Origin of the sequence: Nocardioides sp. YIM B13467, from assembly GCF_042788075.1 — a bacterium.
Classification (GTDB): Bacteria; Actinomycetota; Actinomycetes; order Propionibacteriales; family Nocardioidaceae; genus Nocardioides.
The window spans coordinates 3,658,473-3,673,173 of sequence record NZ_JBHZPJ010000046.1; the positions used below are offsets into that span (position 1 = coordinate 3,658,473).

The 14,701-nt window shown below is 69.2% G+C and carries 15 protein-coding genes and 1 riboswitch; of the genes, 7 read left to right on the plus strand and 8 right to left on the minus strand.

Annotation, left to right across the window (positions count from 1 at the left end; all coding sequences use genetic code 11):
• Positions 1–82 precede the first annotated feature (82 nt).
• Complete coding sequence (locus ACFX43_RS24680) at positions 83–841, plus strand: NYN domain-containing protein (protein WP_378836804.1); 759 nt, start codon at positions 83–85, stop codon at positions 839–841.
• 24 nt (positions 842–865) lie between these two features.
• On the opposite strand, the gene ACFX43_RS24685 is transcribed toward ACFX43_RS24680, so the two are convergent.
• Entirely contained in the window at positions 866–1,501 is a 636-nt protein-coding gene (locus ACFX43_RS24685; protein ID WP_378836807.1) for a hypothetical protein, read from the minus strand.
• Between the two features lie 66 nt (positions 1,502–1,567).
• Positions 1,568–1,703: riboswitch (cobalamin riboswitch) on the plus strand.
• Between the two features lie 65 nt (positions 1,704–1,768).
• Here ACFX43_RS24685 and ACFX43_RS24690 point away from each other — a divergent pair.
• From ACFX43_RS24690 to ACFX43_RS24710, 5 genes are read left to right on the plus strand one after another with little or no spacing between them, the layout of a single operon-like run.
• Positions 1,769–2,842, plus strand: a complete 1,074-nt coding sequence (locus tag ACFX43_RS24690; RefSeq protein ID WP_378836814.1) for a prenyltransferase/squalene oxidase repeat-containing protein — start codon at positions 1,769–1,771, stop codon at positions 2,840–2,842.
• Positions 2,836–3,462 (plus strand): hypothetical protein, encoded by a 627-nt coding sequence (locus ACFX43_RS24695; protein WP_378836819.1) that lies wholly within the window; start codon positions 2,836–2,838, stop codon positions 3,460–3,462. Before ACFX43_RS24690 ends, ACFX43_RS24695 begins: the two co-directional genes overlap by 7 nt.
• A complete protein-coding gene (locus ACFX43_RS24700; protein WP_378836824.1) occupies positions 3,459–4,574 on the plus strand; it encodes a CbiQ family ECF transporter T component in 1,116 nt (371 codons plus the stop codon). Before ACFX43_RS24695 ends, ACFX43_RS24700 begins: the two co-directional genes overlap by 4 nt.
• Positions 4,571–6,160, plus strand: a complete 1,590-nt coding sequence (locus ACFX43_RS24705) for an ABC transporter ATP-binding protein (RefSeq protein WP_378836829.1) — start codon at positions 4,571–4,573, stop codon at positions 6,158–6,160. The genes ACFX43_RS24700 and ACFX43_RS24705 overlap by 4 nt, the downstream gene beginning before the upstream one ends.
• On the plus strand, positions 6,157–6,978 hold the full coding sequence (locus tag ACFX43_RS24710; protein WP_378836834.1) for an ECF transporter S component: 822 nt from the start codon (positions 6,157–6,159) through the stop codon (positions 6,976–6,978). The genes ACFX43_RS24705 and ACFX43_RS24710 overlap by 4 nt, the downstream gene beginning before the upstream one ends.
• A gap of 1 nt (position 6,979) precedes the next feature.
• Here the strand turns inward: ACFX43_RS24710 and ACFX43_RS24715 are convergent, their stop codons facing one another.
• The 5 genes from ACFX43_RS24715 to ACFX43_RS24735 all read right to left on the minus strand — a co-directional run bounded on the left by ACFX43_RS24715 (position 6,980) and on the right by ACFX43_RS24735 (position 12,670).
• The gene (locus ACFX43_RS24715; protein ID WP_378836841.1) at positions 6,980–7,903 is read right to left on the minus strand and encodes an alpha/beta fold hydrolase; all 924 of its coding nucleotides are present in this window, start codon (positions 7,901–7,903) and stop codon (positions 6,980–6,982) included.
• Between the two features lie 76 nt (positions 7,904–7,979).
• Entirely contained in the window at positions 7,980–8,237 is a 258-nt protein-coding gene (locus ACFX43_RS24720) for a hypothetical protein (RefSeq protein WP_378836846.1), read from the minus strand.
• Between the two features lie 117 nt (positions 8,238–8,354).
• Positions 8,355–9,242 (minus strand): DMT family transporter, encoded by an 888-nt coding sequence (locus tag ACFX43_RS24725; RefSeq protein WP_378836855.1) that lies wholly within the window; start codon positions 9,240–9,242, stop codon positions 8,355–8,357.
• 30 nt (positions 9,243–9,272) lie between these two features.
• A complete protein-coding gene (locus ACFX43_RS24730) occupies positions 9,273–11,918 on the minus strand; it encodes a glycoside hydrolase family 65 protein (RefSeq protein ID WP_378836862.1) in 2,646 nt (881 codons plus the stop codon).
• A complete protein-coding gene (locus tag ACFX43_RS24735) occupies positions 11,915–12,670 on the minus strand; it encodes an HAD family hydrolase (protein WP_378836870.1) in 756 nt (251 codons plus the stop codon). Before ACFX43_RS24735 ends, ACFX43_RS24730 begins: the two co-directional genes overlap by 4 nt.
• Before the next feature lie 128 nt (positions 12,671–12,798).
• Between ACFX43_RS24735 and ACFX43_RS24740 the strand changes: the two genes are divergently transcribed.
• Positions 12,799–13,866, plus strand: a complete 1,068-nt coding sequence (locus tag ACFX43_RS24740) for a WD40/YVTN/BNR-like repeat-containing protein (protein WP_378836875.1) — start codon at positions 12,799–12,801, stop codon at positions 13,864–13,866.
• Positions 13,867–13,962: 96 nt separating this feature from the next.
• Here the strand turns inward: ACFX43_RS24740 and ACFX43_RS24745 are convergent, their stop codons facing one another.
• Both ACFX43_RS24745 and ACFX43_RS24750 read right to left on the minus strand, forming a co-directional pair.
• Positions 13,963–14,358, minus strand: coding sequence for a type II toxin-antitoxin system VapC family toxin (locus ACFX43_RS24745; RefSeq protein WP_378836879.1), 396 nt, complete (start codon positions 14,356–14,358; stop codon positions 13,963–13,965).
• A 19-nt stretch (positions 14,359–14,377) separates the two neighbouring features.
• The gene (locus ACFX43_RS24750) at positions 14,378–14,605 is read right to left on the minus strand and encodes an AbrB/MazE/SpoVT family DNA-binding domain-containing protein (RefSeq protein ID WP_378836883.1); all 228 of its coding nucleotides are present in this window, start codon (positions 14,603–14,605) and stop codon (positions 14,378–14,380) included.
• Between the last annotated feature and the right edge of the window lie 96 nt (positions 14,606–14,701).

Genomic DNA, 14,701 nt, shown 5'->3' on the forward strand with positions numbered 1-14,701 from the left:
GCGTCATGACGCGCCGACTCGGCGGTGGTTTTGGTCAGGATGAGCCGACTCGGCGGTGGGTGGCACTGGCAGACTGTCCGGCGTGACCGAGCCCTTCCGCATTGCCCTGCTCATCGACGCGGACAATGCTCCCGCGTCCAAGATCGACGCCATCCTGAACGACCTGGCCGAGTACGGCGAGGTGACGATCCGCCGGGCCTACGGAAACTGGACCAAGTCCGAGCTCAAGGGGTGGATCGGGGAGCTGCACGACGCCGCCATCCGGCCGATGCAGCAGTTCGACCTGACCGCCCACAAGAACGCCTCCGACATGGCGCTCGCCATCGACGCGGTCGAGCTGCTGCACGCGGCGGTGCCGGACGCGTTCGCGCTGGTCTCCTCCGACTCCGACTTCACGCCGCTGGTGCACTACCTACGGGAGAAGGGTCGCGCGGTCTACGGCTACGGCCGGGAGAAGACGCCGGCGCCGTTCAAGAGCGCCTGTACCCGGTTCACCGTCGTGGAGAAGCTCGGTGACACCGAGGAGGAGACCGAGGCCGACACCGAGCCCGGGACGCCGCGCACCCGCAAGCCGTCGTCGTCGGCGACCAACGGGCAGCTGCTGAAGCGCAACGCCCGGCTGATCCAGCTGCTGCGCAACTCCATCGCGGCGGCCGCAGACGACGACGGCTGGGCCCTGGTCGGCACCGTGGTCTCCCGTATCCGCAACCAGTCCTCCGAGGACCCGCGCAACTATGGCTACGCCACCTGGACCAAGCTCATCAAGGCGATCGACCTCTTCGAGCTCAAGGACGAGGGCACCTCGGCGATCGCGGTCAGCGACAAACGCACCAAGAAGTGACGTACGCCCGTCCGGGCCACATGGCTAGCGGGTCTGCGCGGAGGCCGGGCGGGCACATCTGATGCCCTTGGGCACCGACCCGTGGAGGTGCTTCAGCGCGGCCTTGAAGTCGCGGCAGCGCTCGGTGTCCTCCTTCTTGTTGTAGGGATAGCCGATCGCCGCGTTGACCCCGCCCATGTCGAGGGCGTCGGCTAGCGGGTTGATGTCGCGGGCGACGGTCCAGTACCACCGCGAGATCGGCGCGCTGTAGTCCAGCGACCGGGCGAGCTCGGGGCGGCGGCGAAGGTCGATGTCGAAGTAGGCGCCGGCGTCGGTGTAGTTGGCCTCGCCGGTCAGCTGGATGTAGCCGCGGCCGGTGAACTTCCGCTTGTCGCGGCCCTTGGCGTCGTGGTGGAAGGAGCTCTCGTTGGCGAGCGTGGTCAGATACGCCGCCTGCCGGTAGGCGGTGGTGATCCTGGCATCGGCCATGGCGCGGTTGAGGCTCGGCAGCCCGGTCTCGACGGTGCTCCGGTCACCGACCTTCTCGCCGAACATGGCGACCAGATCGGCGTACGTGACCGATGTCCGTGCCTCCTCCGCGCCGGCTGTCGTGGTCGGGCAGAGGGCAAGAAGGGTGGCCGAGATCGAGGTTGCGACAAGGCCGAGAATCCTGTGGCGCATGGGGACAGAGTGACTGCTCGGCGGCGATCCCGCAAGCAGGGCTCGCCCGGCATAGGATTGCCCCGAATTAGCAGAGCCTCAATCAACACACGCCGTGGTGGGGGAAGCCGGTCGAATCCCGGCGCTGACCCGCAACCGTAGGCCCAGGCACCAAGAGTGTCCTGGGCGAGCCGGAGCACCTGCCGACGGACGCGTACTGACCTGACGCTGTCGTGGAAAGCAGCGGGTCGGCCCTGGGCCTTCCCGACGAACAGCGCGGAAGGAACCATGAAGAAGACCGTCCTCGGTGGCATCGCCGCCGCCCTCGCCCTCACCTCGCTCGCCGGCTGTGGCGAGAAAGCCGTCGAGGAGGGGGAGAAGCCCACCTACGACGCCAAGGTGTCCACCTCGGTGGCCGACTGGCTCGTGGCCCAGGCGCCGGAGGGCGTGGCCCGCAACGCGCAGTACGGCACCGACGACTTCGGGCTCAGCGCCGACATCGGGATCGCGCTGGCAGAGGTCGGTGGCTACGACGAGGAGATCTCCACGATCGCCGCGGCCGTGATGGAGAACAAGAAGGCCTACACCTCGCCCGGGTTCGGCACCGTCACCTCGGCCGGGGCCACCGCGAAGGCGCTCGTTCTCCAGCAGAACGTCGACGCCTCCGACCCCGGCCTGCTGAAGCAGCTCGAGGGCACGGTCGCCGCGAGCGGCCGGATCGCCGACGAGCTCGACCCCAAGGACAAGAAGGCGGCCGACTACTCCAACACCATCGGACAGTCGTACGCCGTGTGGGCGCTGAACAACGCCGAGAGCAAGGAGGCCGCGGCCGCGACGGAGTTCCTGGCCGGGCAGCAGTGCGAGGAGGGGTGGTTCCGGGTCACCTTCACGGCCGACCCCGCCGCCGCTGACCAGACCTGCGACGCCGACCCGAAGGCCGCCCCGGACGCCGACGCCACCGCGTTCGCGCTGATCGCGCTCTCCTCGGTGGCCTCCCCGGAGGCGGAGAAGGCCGTCGCGGCCGGCGTGGAGTGGCTGAAGGAGACCCAGGCGGAGGACGGGTCGTTCAAGGCCGCGACCGGCAACATCGCCAACTCCAACACCACCGGCCTGGCCGGGTGGGCGTTCGGTCGCGCCGGTGAGACCGACGCCGCGGAGAAGGCGGCGAGCTGGGTCGCCGACCACGTCGTGACCTGTGGCGAGGACGCCGGCGCGGTGGCCTATGACGACGCCGCGCTGACCGAGGGCAACACCAAGGGCCTGACCAAGGAGTCCGAGGGGATGTACCGCCTCGCCGCCGCTCAGGCGCTGCCGTCGCTGGTCTTCCTGCCCAAGGATGCGACCGCGAAGAGCTCGTGCTGATCCTGCGGTCCTCGTTGGTGGCCCTGGCGATCCTCGCCGGGGCCACCGCACCTGTCTTCACCCCTGTCTCCGCCTCGTCTGCGGCATCGTCCGCCGAGGCGTGTGACGGCGTCACCGTCGTCGTCGAGCCCAACGCGTTGGGTGGCGGTCCCGAGGTCACCTGTGTCCAGCCCGAGGAGGGTGACACCGGCGCCGATCTCTTCGAGAAGGCGGGGCATCCGCTCACCTATGTGACCTCGATGCCCAGCGTCGTATGTCGCGTCGATGAGCGGCCGAAAGCTGCCGGTTGCGCTCAGATGCCGCCTGCCGACGCGTACTGGTCGCTGTGGATCACCGACGATTCGGGGGCCTGGAGCTATGCCTCCAGAAATGTTACCGAAATCAGCGTGACCTCCGGGCAGGGTGTTGCGTTCACGTGGATAGACGACGATGTCGTTACCGCTCCGGCGACGGAGCTTGGGGATGCTGTGGGGGCGCCCTCAAGCCCGTCGCCGGAGTTATTTCCGGAGGAGCCGACGGATTCGGCATCCGAGACCCAACATCTGCCTGTTTGGGTCGCGCCGGCAGGGATCGTTGTGCTCTTCACCGCCGCCGGTGCCGTGTGGTGGCGTCGGCGATGAGCACCATCTTCCGTACGGCCGCGGTCGCGCACCTGCCCCGTGATCTGCACCCCGTCGCCTGGTGGGTGTGGGCGATCGGCATGGCTGCGTACGCCTCCTTCACCACCAATCCGTTGCTGCTCCTGCTCGTGGTGGGGGTGGTGTCGGTCGTGGTCGCCGCGCGCCGAGGCGACCAACCGTGGGCGAAGGCGTTCCGGCTCTACGTCGGCCTCGCGGTGTTCATCGTCGTGACCCGGGTGCTCTTCAGGGTGCTCCTGGGCGCCGTTCCCGGTCATGTGATCCTCGACCTGCCCGAGATCCCGCTCCCGGAGTGGGTGCTCGGGATCCGGCTGCTCGGCCCGCTCACCCGCGAGGCGCTGCTGGCCGGGCTCTACGACGGGCTGCGGCTGGGCGTCATCGTGATCTGCGTCGGCGCGGCCAACGCGCTGGCGAACCCGAAGCGGCTGCTGCGCTCGCTGCCGCCGGCGCTCTACGAGATCGGCACCGCGGTCGTGGTCGCCGTGACGGTTCTGCCGCAGCTGGCCGAGTCGGTGCAGCGGGTGCGCGCGGCGCAACGGCTGCGTGCCGGTGCGACCGGAAACGTTAGGCGCCTGCGCCGCTTCCTGGTGCCGGTCCTCGAGGACGCCCTGGAGCGGTCGATGGCACTGGCAGCGGGGATGGACACGCGCGGCTACGGACGTACGGCCGGCGTCCCGGTCGCCACCAGGCGGATCACCTCGGCGCTCATGCTGGTCTCGCTCGTCGGGCTCTGCGCCGGCGTCTACGCGGTGCTGGACGGCACCACGCCAGGCTGGCTGGCCGCCACCATGCTCGCGCTCGGCGTCGGCGCCGCCGCTGGTGGGCTGGCGCTCGCCGGCCGCCGGGTGACGCGGACCGTCTACCGGCCCGACCGGTGGCGCTGGCCGGAGGTCGTGGTGGCCATGAGCGGGATCGTGGTTATCGCCGTGGGCTGGTGGGTCGCCCGCTACCAGGTCCCGGTCGCCTTTCCGGGCGTGAGCACCGTCCCGGAAGTCACCCTGACCGCCATGGCCGGTGTGCTCGTCGGGCTGGTCCCGGCCGTCGCCGCCCCGCTACCGGCATCATCGCTCGTCCACGAGGAGGCAGTCGCATGATCGAGCTGCGAGGCATCACGTTCACCCCGCCCGACTCCTCCGAGCACGTGCTCAAGGACGTCGACCTCACCATCGAGGAGGGGGAGCTGCTGCTCGTCTCCGGCCCGACCGGCTCTGGGAAGTCGACCCTGCTCGGCGTGCTCGCCGGCCTGGTGCCGCGCTTCTCCGGCGGCGTGCTCGACGGTGACGTCCTGCTGGACGGCGCCTCGATCGTTCGTACGCCGCCGCGCGAGCGCGCCGGGATCATCGGCTACGTCGGGCAGGACCCGGTGGCCGGGTTCGTCACCGACACGGTCGAGGAGGAGCTCGCCTACGGGATGGAGCAGCTCGGTCTCCCTCCGGCGACCATGCGGCGCCGGGTCGAGGAGACCCTCGACCTGCTCGGCATCGCCGAGCTGCGGCAGCGGTCGCTGCGTACCCTCTCGGGAGGGCAGCAGCAGCGCGTCGCGATCGGCTCTGTGCTCACCACCCACCCGCGGGTCGTCGTGCTCGACGAGCCCACCTCCGCCCTCGACCCCACCGCCGCCGAGGACGTGCTCGCCACCATCACCCGGCTGGTGCACGACCTCGGCACCTCCGTCGTCCTCGCCGAGCACCGTCTCGAGCGGGTCGTGCCGTTCGCCGACCGAATCGCCCTCCTCGTCGGTGACGGCTCCGTCGCGGTCGGCGACCCCGCCGACGTCCTGGAGACCTCGCCCATCGTGCCGCCGCTCGTCGAGCTCGGCCGCGAGCTCGGCTGGTCCCCCCTGCCGCTTACTGTGCGGGATGCGAAGCGGCGGGCGCGGTCGTTGGGATACCCGGTTAACCGGGTATCCCTGCACTTCTCTGGCAATGCAATGCCAGAGAAGTGCAGGAAAAGCCTGAGAAGTTCCGGGCTCACCGTCACCCGAGGACGTACGCCGGTCCTGCACGACGTCTCGATCGAGCTGCCCGCTGGGCGGGTGACGGCGCTGATGGGACGCAACGGCTCGGGCAAGTCGACGCTGCTGTGGACGCTGCAGGGGACCCAGAAGCGGCTGGCCGGGTCGGTGGACGTGGACGGCGAGGACCCGGCGGCACTCGACCCCGACGCCCGCCGCGAGCTCGTCGGGCTGCTGCCGCAGACCGCGGCTGATCTGCTCTACCTGGAGACGGTGGCCGAGGAGTGCGATGCCGGCGGCCCACGGACGAGGGAGATCCTGGACAGCCTCGTCCCAGGTATCCCCGACGGCCAGCACCCGCGCGACCTCTCCGAGGGTCAGCGCCTCGCGCTGGCGCTGTCGCTGATCCTGAGCGCCGACCCGCCGGTCGTGCTCCTCGACGAGCCCACCCGCGGCCTCGACTATGCCGCCAAGCACGCTCTGTCCGAGATCCTGCGCGAGCTCACCGAGGCCGGCAAGGCGGTCCTGGTGGCGACCCACGACGTCGAGTTCGTCGCCGAGGCCGCCGACGACGTGGTGGTGCTCGCCGACGGCGAGGTGGTCTCGGCGGGTGACGTACGCACCGTCACGGCCGAGTCGCCGGCGTTCGCGCCCCAGGTGAGCAAGGTCTTCGGCCCGGGCTGGCTGAACGTACGCGAGATCGTCGAGGCGGTGGGCGAGGCATGATCAGGTTCTCGCCCCGCACGGCGGTCCTGCTCGCGATCATCTCCGTGGCCGGGCTGATGATGTTCGGCTGGCCGCTGCTGCTCCACGGCTACGACCGGGTGCAGCCGCCGTTCATCTTCCTGGCGCTGCTGCCGCTGATGCTGGTGGTGCTGCTGAGCGAGCTCTCCACGGGCGGGATCGACACTCGGATGATCGCTGTCCTCGGCGTGCTCAGTGCGATCGAGGCCGTCCTGCGCGCCGTCTCCGCCGGCACCGGCGGGGTGGAGCTGGTCTTCTTCATGCTCATCCTCGGCGGCCGGGTCTTCGGTCCGGCCTTCGGGTTCGTCCTCGGCTGCACCAGCCTGTTCGTCGCCGCGCTCGTCACCGCCGGCGTCGGACCCTGGCTGCCCTACCAGATGCTCGGCGCCGCCTGGGTGGCGATGGGCGCCGGGCTCCTGCCGCGCGCGAGCGGCCGCCGGGAGATCGGGCTGCTGGCGGCGTACGGGATCTTCGCCTCGTACGCCTACGGGCTCCTGCTCAACCTGCAGGGGTGGCCACTGCTCACCGGCGTCACGGTTCCCGGCGCGAGCGGCAACCTCTCCTACGAGCCCGGTGCGGCGTTCGGCGAGAACCTGGCGACGTTCCTGCGCTACACCCTGGTCACCTCGACCAGCAGCTGGGACACCGTGCGCGCGATCACCACCGCGGTCGCCATCGCCCTCCTCGGGCCCGCCGTCCTCGCCACCCTGCGCCGCGTCGCCCGCCGGGCCACGGTCACCGGGACGGTGGTGGTCTCGACAAGCTCGACCCAACGCTCGACAAGCTCGACCACCGGATAGGTCAGACGCGCTGGTGCTCGGAGACCCGGGCGAGAAAGGCGAGCAGCAGCTGGTGGACGCGGTCGGGCTGCTCCATCTGTACGAAGTGGGTGCCCTCGAGCTCGACGAAGGTGCCGTTCTTGACCCCTGCGGCGATCCGCGACATGTGGCGCGCACCGGCGATGAGGTCGCGGGTGCCGGCGACCAGCACGACCGGCACCTTGATCCGGCGCAGCGAGACCGGGCGGCGCTGGGAGGTGCGCAGCGCGAGGTGGAAGTACCACTCGACCGGAGTGGTCAGGAACTCCGCCAGCGCCGCCGCGGCGAGCTCGGGATCAGGGACCTTGCCGATCAGGCCGGCCTTGGAGAACATCTCGATCGCCCGCGGGCCGAGATCGAGGCGCGCCGCCAGGGGAGTGATCAGGGAGCCGGTGCGACACAGCACCCTCGAGGCGGTCCGGGTCACGAGCGCGGCCGCCGGAGCGGGCAGCCGCAGCGGCCCCAGCATCGAATTGAACGTGTCACCGGGCACCCCGGCGACACCGAAGACGCCCGAGACCCGCTCGGGATGGTCCGCGGCCAGCTCGAACGCGGTGTTGACCCCGATCGACCAGCCCATCACGACCGGCCGGGAGAGCGCGAAGGCGTCCATCACCGAGAGCGCGTCCTCGGCGAAGTGCCTCGAGGTGGTCTGCTCCGGGTCCTTCGGCCGGGCCGAGCCGGAGGTGCCGCGGTGCTGCCAGGAGACGACGCGTACGCCGCACGAGGTGTGCAGCAGCGCCGGCCAGTTCCACGGGCTGGTGCCGAGGCCGTTGCACAGCAGCACCGTCGGCCCATCGATCACGCCCTCGGGGTCGTTGGTCCAGGCGCGGATCAGGGTGCCGTCGTCGGAGAGCACGTCCCGGAACGCGACCGTTGACTCGGCCATCGCCCGCGGAAGACTCATGCCGCCGCCTCCGTAGGGCAGAGCAAAGAATACGGAAGCGGCGGCATGGCCTCGATGGTCGCTCGCGGGCGCTCGCTCATGCAGACATTCTCTCCGAAGCGAGCAGCTGGAGATAGTTCTGCACATCCTCACGCTCGGCACGCCGCAGCAGGAGCGCCTCCTCGGCGGCCTTGGCGTTGTGCCGGGCGACGAGCTGGGAGGCCACCGGCCAGGCGAGCAGCAGCTGGATCGGTCGTAGGAACGGGCCGACCATTCGCCCAGCGGTGCGAGCGGCGAGGAGGGCGGCGACTTGGGCGACGGCAGTGGTGTGTACGGGTGCGGTGATGGTCGACAACGGAGCAACTCCAAGGACTGGCGGGACCGGGCGGCGAGGGGGAGTTGTCACCGAACTGTAGTGACCTCAACGTTCGGAGTCAGTGACGTTCCGATGTCGCTTGTGTGAAACGCGGCACTACACCGGGGTCGACTCCGCCGGCACGTGATGCTCCGGCTTGCCGGTGCGCGTCGCGCCAGCGGAGGCGACCACGACACACGCGATGGCCAGCCACTGCAGGACCGAGAGCCCCTCGTGGAGGATCAGGATCGCGGCCAGCGCGCCGGCGGCCGGCTCCAGCGACATCAGGATCGCGTAGAGCCCCGACTTGATCGAACGCAGGGCGACGAGATCGAGGGAGTAGGGGATCACCGAGGACATCAGGCCCACCATCAGCCCGACCAGCCACACGTGCGGAGACCCCAGCCCGTCGGCGTACGCCATCGCCGCAGGCGTCAGCGCCACCGCCGCGACGGCGGAGGCCAGAGCGAGCCCGTCGAGTCCCTCCCACCGCGCTCCGGTCGCCTTCGACAGCACGATGTACGCAGCCCAGCAGGCGCCCGCGAGCAGCGCGAACAACACACCCACGATCGAGATCCGACCGGGCTCGAGACCGAGCAGCACGACCCCCGCAGCCGCCAGCGCGACCCAGACCAGGTCGCGGGCGCGCCGCGAGGTGACCAGCGCGATCGTGAGCGGACCGATGAACTCAATGGTGACCGCGATCCCGATCGGGAGCCGGGCGAAGGACTGGTAGATGGCCCAGTTCATCAGCCCGAGCGAGGCCCCGAAGGCGACCACGACGAGCCAGTCGCGGCGGGATAGGCCGCGGACCCGGGGTCGGGTGATCGCCAGCAGGATCAGCGCGGACAGCGTCAGCCGCAGCCACACCATGGCCGTCGGGGTGACCTCGTCGAAGAGCGACTTGGCGAAGGTCGCGCCGACCTGTACCGACGCGATCCCGATCAGAACCAGGACGACCGGGTGGGCCAGCCTCGCCCGGAGAGAGGAGGAAGCTGTGACCACCCGGTCAGTCTAGGACCACGTAAAGACCCGCTACTGCGCCGAGTCCGTCTGCGAGATGTTGGACAGGTTGAGGGCCTTGTTGGCCTCCTCCGCGAGCCGTTCGGACCCGCGCCGCGAGTCGTTCGGGACCGTCGCGTGCTCGACGTGGTCCTGCTCGTAGAGCTCCGGCGGGATCGGCGCGGGCACGGTGGCGGTGATCCGCGATCCGTCGGGGCGGATGCCACCGTGCGGCTCCTCGTCGAGGTGGGTGCCGATCCACGGCCCCTGGTCGGCGAGCGGCACGATGACCGGCGATCCCTTCGAGACCACGAACTCCTCACCACGGACGCTGATCGGGATGTCGAACTCCTCGCCCGGGGTGTCCACGACGGTGAAGACGATCTGGTCCCTGGTCAGCGCGACCTGCATCCGGGTCGAGTGCCACTGGACCCGGAAGATCAGCGAGCCCCACTGGACCGGAAGGCGCGGGTCGAAGGAGAGCTTGCCGTCGTAGTCGCGCATCCCACCGAATCCGAACGCGAGCCCGCCCCACACACCCCCGGTGGAGGCGATGTGCATCCCGTCGACGGTGTTGCCGTGCATGTTGTGGAGGTCGACGTAGAGCGCGTCGTAGAAGTAGCGCAGCGCGTCGTCCTGGTAGCCCACCTCGGCCGCCACGATCGACTGCACGACAGCCGACAGCGTCGAGTCGCCGGTGGTGATCGGGTCGTAGTACTCGAAGTCGGCCCGTTTCTGCTCAGCGGTGAACCGGTTGCCCTGCTGGAAGAGGGCGAGCACCACGTCGGTCTGCTTGAGCACCTGGAACCGGTAGATCACCAGCGGGTGGTAGTGCAGCAGCAGGGGACGTACGTCGTCCGGGGTGTTGGGCAGGTCCCACACCTCGCGGTCGAGGAAGTTGTCGTCCTGCGGGTGGATGCCGAGCCCCTCCTCGTAGGGGATGTGCATCGCGGCGGCGCAGCGACCCCACTCCTCGACCTCGTCGGGGGAGATGTCGAGCCGGCCCATGACCTGCGCATACTCGCGTGGGTAGTCCGCCCGGAGCATCTCGATGGTCTCGACGGCCTTCTCCAGGTTGTAGCGGGCCATCACGTTGGTGAACAGGTTGTTGTTGACCACCGTGGTGTACTCGTCCGGCCCGGTCACCCCGTGGATGTGGAAGGACGGCTCGCCGTTGTGGCGCCAGAAGCCGAGGTCGGCCCACATCCGCGAGGTCTCTACCAGGATGTCGACGCCCTCGCGGATGAGATAGCCGGTGTCGCCGCTCGCATAGACGTACTTCATCAGGGCGAAGGCGATGTCGGCGTCGATGTGCACCTGCGCGGTGCCGGCGGCGTAGTAGGCCGAGGCCTCCTGCCCGTTGATGGTGCGCCAGGCGAACAGCGCGCCCTTCGCGGCCATTTCCGAGGCTCGTTGCCGGGCCGCGGGAAGCATCACCGAGCGGGCGTGCATCACGTTGCGGGCGACCTCGGGCTGGGTGTAGCAGAGGAACGGGACGACGTAGCACTCCGTGTCCCAGAAGTAGTGGCCCTCGTAGCCGGAACCGGTGACCCCCTTCGCGGGGACGCCGAGCCCGTCGGTGCGGGCGGTCGCCTGGGCCAGCGAGAACAGGTTGAACCGGATCGCCTGCTGGGCCGCGGCGATGTCCTCGGCCTCGTCCTCCGTGGCGGCGGAGATCTCGACGTCGGCGGCTGACCAGAACTCGTCGTACCAGTCGCGCTGGTCTCGCTCGAAGTGGCCGACGCCCAGGCGGATCGCCCGGTCGAGCGTACGTCCGCAGCGGTCGGCCAGCTCGCGCACCGGCACCCCGCGGGACGTGTGGTACGCCACGGTCTTCTGCAGCCGCAGCGTGCTGCCCTCGGTCGCGTCGACCCGGAAGACCGTCTTGGCCAGGTCGTCCTCGGCACGGACGACGGTCTCGACCGGGTCCGGCGTGTCGATCTGGTGGGCGGCGCTGACCGCGATCGTCATCCCGGAGTTGGCGCACCGGTAGCCGAGGGTCATCTGCTCCTCGTCGGCGACCGACATCTGCGGGAGCAGGACGCGGGTGTCAAAGGCGGAGGCCTTGCGGGGGTCCATGCCCTCGCCGAGTGCCGCCGACGGCACGTGGTACTCGTCCTTGCCGTCCTGCCGGTTGAGCAGCTGGGACGAGACCACGATCGGCGCCGCGCCGCTCAGCATCGTGATCTCGAGAGTCTGGATCGAGAGGTGCCGCTGCGTCATCGACACCATCCGGGTCGACTTGATCGCGACACGCTTGCCCGAGGGCGTACGCCACACCAGATGCCGCCGCAGCACACCCTCGCGGAAGTCGAGCACCCGCTCGTACTCCTCCAGGTCGGAGGTGCCGAAGGTCAGCGGCTCGTCGTCGACGTAGATCTTCATGATCTTGGAGTCGGGGGCGTTGACGATGGTCTGGCCGGTCTTGGCGAAGCCGTAGGCGTTCTCGGCATGGCGGATCGGCCAGGTCTCGTGGAACCCGTTGATGAAGGTGCCGTGCGCGTAGGTCGGACGACCTTCCTCGGGGGTGCCGCGCATGCCGAGATAGCCGTTGGCGACGCTGAAGATCGTCTCGGTCAGGCCGAGGTCGTCGGGGGAGTAGCTGGTCTCCACCAGCCGCCACGGGTCGATGGGGTAACGGGCCCGGTCCAGGGGGTTCGGGCCGACGTTGGTCTTCACTGCTGTGCTCCTCGAGCAAGTGGATCAGGGATGAGTTCAGCAAGGTCGGATACGACGAGACTGGCGCCGGCGGCCGTGAGGGTGTCGTGGCCGGCGCCACGGTCCACCCCGACGACGAGCGCGAAATCTCCTGCCTTGCCGGCGCGCACCCCGGAGACGGCGTCCTCGAGCACGACGGCCTCGCTCGGGGTGGCTCCGAGGACCTTACCGGCGTAGACAAACGTGTCCGGTGCAGGCTTGCCGGGCAAGCCCTGCTCATCTGCGACGGCTCCCGACACGACCGTCTCGAACCGGTCCGCCAGTCCCGCCGCCTTCAGCACGGTCGGTGCGTTGACCGACGAGGACACCACGCCGAGCCGGACGTCGAGGGTGGCCAGATAGTCCAGGAACTGCACCGATCCGGGGTAGGCCTCGACGCCGTCGCGCTCGAGCACCATGTTGAAGGCGATGTTCTTCCGGTTGCCGAGACCACACACGGTCTCGAGCTCGGGCGCGTCGTCCGGGGTGCCCTCGGGAAGCCGGATGTCGCGGGAGGCGAGGAAGTCACGGACGCCGTCGTAGCGCGGCTTGCCGTCGACGTACGCGAAGTAGTCCTGGTCGGTGTAGGCCGGCGCCCCCGGGGTCTTCTCCTGCAGGTAGGCGTTGAACATCTCCTCCCACGCACGCATGTGCACGACCGCGGTCGGCGTGATCACGCCGTCCAGGTCGAAGAGGATCGCGGTGAACGTCTCCCAGGCAACAGGTCTGGTCATGACTTCAGGCTAGGGGCTGGGCGGCCCAGGCCGAAGAATCAGGCCCCGCTGGTGGTGGTGTTTTCCCTCACCGTTCTTTCGCCGAAATCTCCTGGCCACAGAAGGCGGGCGGGTGGATGCTGGAAGGCATGGGTACGCAGCTGCTTGTCGGGACCCGCAAGGGTCTGTGGATAGGGCGCTCTGACGACGCCCGGCAGGACTGGGACTTCACCGGTCCGCACCATGACATGGAGGAGATCTACTCCGCCATGATCGAGCCCGGGACCGGGCGAGTCCTTGCCGGATGCTCCTCGCTCTGGATGGGTGCGCTGGTGCGCGCCTCGGCCGACGGCGGCGAGACCTGGACCGAGACCTCGATGTCGTTCCCCGAGGACGTCGACGCGAGCCTGGCCCGGGTCTGGCAGCTCCAGCCCGGGCTGCCGGAAGGCACGATCTGGGCCGGTGTCGAGCCCGGCGCGATCTTCCGGTCGACCGACGGCGGAGCCAGCTTCTCGCTGGTGCGAGGGCTGTGGGACCACCCGCACCGCACCGAGTGGAACGAGGGCTTCGGTGGCCAGGCGTTCCACACGATCCTGCCGCACCCCACCGACCCAGAATCGGTGACGGCGGCGATCTCGACCGGCGGCGTCTACCAGACCCGCGACGGCGGGGAGACCTGGGAGGCGCGCAACAACGGCATCATCGCGGTCTTCCTGCCCGAGGGGCAGCAGTATCCCGAGTTCGGTCAGTGCGTCCACAAGGTCGCCCGCCACTCCTCCCGTCCCGAGCGGCTCTACCTGCAGAACCACGGTGGCGTCTACCGCTCCGACGACGAGGGCTTGTCGTGGAAGTCCATCGCCGACGGGCTGCCCACCGACTTCGGCTTCGCGATGGTCGTCCACCCGCAGGAGCCCGACACGATCTTCACCTTCCCGATCGGCGCCGGCGAGTCCCGCTACCCACCGGAGGCCAAGCCGATCGTGTGGCGCTCGCGCGACGCCGGGGACCACTGGGAGGCGCTCGACAAGGGCCTGCCCGACCACTTCTACGTCGGCGTCATGCGCGACGCGATGTGCGCCGACGACCACGAGGTGGCCGGTGTCTACTTCGGCGCCCGCAACGGCACGGTCTGGGCCTCCGCCGACGCCGGCGAGACCTGGCGCGAAATCCTCCGCGACATCCCCGACGTGATGGTGGTTCGGGCCGCGAAGGTGTGAGGCTGAGGAGTGGTCAATCTGGGCCCGGACTCAGCGGCTCCGAGAGCCCAAATCGACCACTTCGTTCGGTCTCCTGCGTGAGCGTCAGCCGCCGAATCATCCTTCCGGCGTGATCAGGTTGACCTTGGGGAAGTAGGTTGCGTAGCGACCGTTGTCGCGGGTCAGCAATCGGTGGCCTCTGATGGCGGCATGGGCGCCGATGTAGAAGTCCGCGAGCGGCGAGGTCTTCGTCCCGCCCTTGCGGCGATAGGTGAGGAACGCCTTCCCTGCCAGGAACCCCGCCGCGTACGGAAGCGCTTCACGTCTGAACCACGTCTCGGGAAGTGCGGTATCGAGGTCCTCGATGCGATCGAAGCCCACCGAGACCTCGGCGTAGACGATTGGATTGATGACCACCTCGCCGGCATCCGCCGCTTGGGCGAGTTGTTCCTCGGACCAACTCGCCCACTTCTCGTCCTCGGTGACGATGTCGAGAATCACGTTGGTGTCCACCAACGTCACCGTGCCGCTGTTACTCCCCACGAAGAAGTTCCATCAGTTCATCCGTGCTCTTCGTGGTCGTCGCGGCCCCTCGCATCCGGCTCACCAGCCGCTGCCCTCGGGTCTGGCCTCCCGCACGAGGCACGATCCGAAGCGTGTTGCCATCCTCGACGATGTCGACCTCGTCGCCTTCGGTGAATCCGTGCTTCTGGCGCAGGTCGGCCGGGATGGTGACTTGTCCTTTGCTGTTCAGCCTCATGACACCTCCTGACACGTAATACGTGTATTACACGATACGCCGTGATCCTGGGGATGTCACGGGCACGGCTCTCTGCGTTACCGCTCGTGTTGGGGC